The organism is Streptomyces sp. NPDC020845, from assembly GCF_044334165.1.
In the GTDB taxonomy this organism is placed as follows: Bacteria; Actinomycetota; Actinomycetes; order Streptomycetales; family Streptomycetaceae; genus Streptomyces.
The window spans coordinates 488,859-491,759 of record NZ_JBIRSJ010000001.1 but is presented as its reverse complement, the minus strand read 5'-3'; the positions used below and the strand labels follow the sequence as shown (position 1 = coordinate 491,759).

Sequence of the window (2,901 nt, the reverse complement as noted above, 5' to 3'; positions counted from 1 at the left end):
CTCACTCAACCCGTCTCGACGCTGGCGGCAGGCAATCCGCACAGGCAGGGGAGGGATTCGTCGCGACCGAACCCACCGGACATACGCGGCCGGGGTGGCGCCGGGGCCACCGACCGGGGCCGCGACCGGCCGTTTCCCCCCACTCGGGAAACGGCGGTCGGCGGCCCCTCGGGGTGGCCGCATGTGATGGCGGTCAAGGGCTCCCCTCGCCCAGTGTCATCACGGGCCCGCGAGGAAACCCCTAGTTCCTCGTCCCCAGTGACCGGGGAACCGATGGAACGCGCGAGAACACCAGGGAATACCTGGGATTGCGAGGGGAACACGGGGGAACACGACAATGCCCGGTGGCGTTTGGACACACCACCGGGCAACCTATGCGGCGGCATTCACCAGCTCGTGGCCGAGAGGAGATCGCCGTAGTCGCGTTCACGGGAGGCCTGGCGGAGGTCGGACTCCACCATCATGCTCATCAGTTCACGGAAGTCCACGGTCGGCTCCCAGCCCAGCTCGGTGCGGGCCCGTGTGCTGTCGGCACACAGCGTCTCCACCTCGGCGGGGCGGACCAGGGTCGGGTCGATGGCCACGTAGTCCTCCCAGTCCAGGTCCACGGACTCGAAGGCCATGCGCACGGCGTCGCGTACCGAATGGATGCGGCCGGTGCCCACCACATAGTCGGATGGCTCGTCCTGCTGGAGCATCAGATGCATCGCACGGACGTAGTCGCCGGCGAAGCCCCAGTCGCGTACCGCGTCCAGGTTGCCCAGGAAGAGCTTGTCCTGGAGCCCGAGCTTGATCTGGGCCACCGCCAGCGAGATCTTCCGGGTCACGAACTCCGCGCCACGGCGCGGCGATTCATGGTTGAACAACATCCCGGAGACGGCGTACATCCCGAAGGACTCACGGTAGTTGCGGGTGATGAAGTGGCCGTACGCCTTGGCCGCGCCGTACGGGCTGCGGGGATGGAAGATCGTGGTCTCCCGCTGCGGTGTCTCGGTGACCTTGCCGAACATCTCCGACGACGACGCCTGATAGAAGCGGATCCCTCCGCTGCCACCGCCGCCACCGCGGGACTTGTCCAGCCCGCTCACCATGCGGATCGCCTCCAGCATCCGCAGCACGCCCATGGCGTTGACCTCGGTGACCAGTTCGGACTGCTGCCAGGACATCGGTACGAACGAGATGGCGCCGAGGTTGTACACCTCGTCCGGCTGCACCGCGTCGAGGGCCGCCACCAGGCTCGCCTGGTCCATCAGATCGCCGTCGACAAAGGTGACGTCCGAGGCCAGCCGGCTGATCCGCAGCTTTCTGGGATTGGCCTGGCCTCTGATCAATCCCCAGACTCGATACCCTTGCGCAAGGAGGTGCTCGGCCAGATACGAGCCGTCCTGGCCGGTAATTCCGGTGATCAACGCACACTTGGACATAAAGGATCCCTTCCACGACCACGGAAAGACCGTCGAGTGGTTTTTTCACGCAGTGGGCGGCACAGGGAATTCGACGCATTCCACTGCTTGAGGCGCACCCGCAATGGCCATGGGTCGGCTGCCCGGATCCGAATGCGAGGTTGTCTAGCTCAACCTTCACAGCCGCTCCGGAATGATGTCAAGGAAGCGCGAATACGCTAGGGGATTTCCGAGACTTGGGGCGCGTCGCCGGGTTCGCCACTATCCGCGTCCTTGCAGGCAGCGAGGGGGTACCGGCCAGTTCAAGGCCCGTAAGTGATCGTGATCAGGTCCACGCACCGAGACTCCCGGCACACCGCGATCATGCCCTCCTCTTACACTCAACACCCCATGAACAAGGGGCCCGTACGGGTGACCGACGCGGGCAATCGGGCAAGAACGGTCACCACAACGTGGCATACGGGCAGCGAAAGAGGGCACGGTTCCGATATACACTTGGAACTGAACCTAACACCCGTCACTGTGCTCCTTTTCGGTACGACCAGTTTGACGCTCACGGGGGCAGCACGAAACGTGACCGCACAGCTGTCACGGAAAGCCGACTTAAAGCATGGACAATTGACGTCGTCGAGGCTGATTATCAGGTCAGCGCCCTGATCAATTCACGGGCGACACCCCTCGCGTCGTCGTTGAAACGACCGAAAGAGGTGACTCCTCTTGGCTCTCTCCCACACCATCCCGGTGACTTCCTCGACCTCCGGTCAGAGTGACAACGGGATCCGGACCCGCGTGTCCACGACCGAGCACGGCACGGGCATGGCCACCCTCGACTCGGACCTGCGGGTCCAGGCGGGCAACGACGACTTCTTCCGCTGCTTCGCCGGATCCTCGGCCGAGCTGTGTGGGCGGAACCTGTTCGAGCTGCTGCGTCCCAGCTCGCCCGCAGTCCTCCGGGAACACTTCCTGAGGCTGCACGACGGCCGGCGGACCCGCTTCAGCGAACGGGTCGTGGGGCACCGTTCAAGCGGACACCCGTTCTCGGGCGTACTGACCGCCACCGCCGTCCAGGGCTCATCGGACGGACTGCCCGCCATCGTCGTCCTCGTCAAACCGGACAACCACACACCAGAGGACGAACCCGGCACCCAGCGCCGCCTGTTGCTCTCACCCCTGGAGGCCCGGATCCTGGAAGGCGTGGCCACCGGCGCCTCGACCATCCAGATGGCCTCCAACCTCTATCTCAGCAGGCAGGGCGTCGAATACCACGTGGGCTCGATGCTCCGGAAGATGAAGGCCCGTAACCGCGCGGCCCTGATATCCCGCGCATACGCGGCCGGCATGCTCACCGTGGGCACCTGGCCGGCCCGGGTCGTCTCGGACTTCGTGAAGTAGGGCAACCTCCGGGACGGACTTTGTCAGTCATCCCCTGGGACGGGACAGGCGACACCTTCGCCGAACCTGGCGCCGACGCCCCCGGCGAACCGAAGCCGGGGGACCC

Annotated in this window: 2 protein-coding genes; one reads left to right on the top strand and one right to left on the bottom strand. The window is 65.3% G+C overall.

Going from position 1 to position 2,901, the window contains the following annotated elements; genetic code table 11:
- Positions 1-386: 386 nt before the first annotated feature.
- Entirely contained in the window at positions 387-1,424 is a 1,038-nt protein-coding gene (locus tag ACH4U7_RS01955; RefSeq protein WP_398526074.1) for a GDP-mannose 4,6-dehydratase, read from the bottom strand.
- A 768-nt stretch (positions 1,425-2,192) separates the two neighbouring features.
- Between ACH4U7_RS01955 and ACH4U7_RS01950 the strand changes: the two genes are divergently transcribed.
- Entirely contained in the window at positions 2,193-2,795 is a 603-nt protein-coding gene (locus ACH4U7_RS01950; protein ID WP_398526073.1) for a LuxR C-terminal-related transcriptional regulator, read from the top strand.
- The last annotated feature ends 106 nt before the right edge of the window (positions 2,796-2,901 follow it).

Excerpts from the sequence above, each read along its gene's own strand:
- ACH4U7_RS01955 (WP_398526074.1), bottom strand. The coding sequence starts at position 1,424 with ATGTCCAAGTGTGCGTTGATCACCGGAATTACCGGCCAGGACGGCTCG.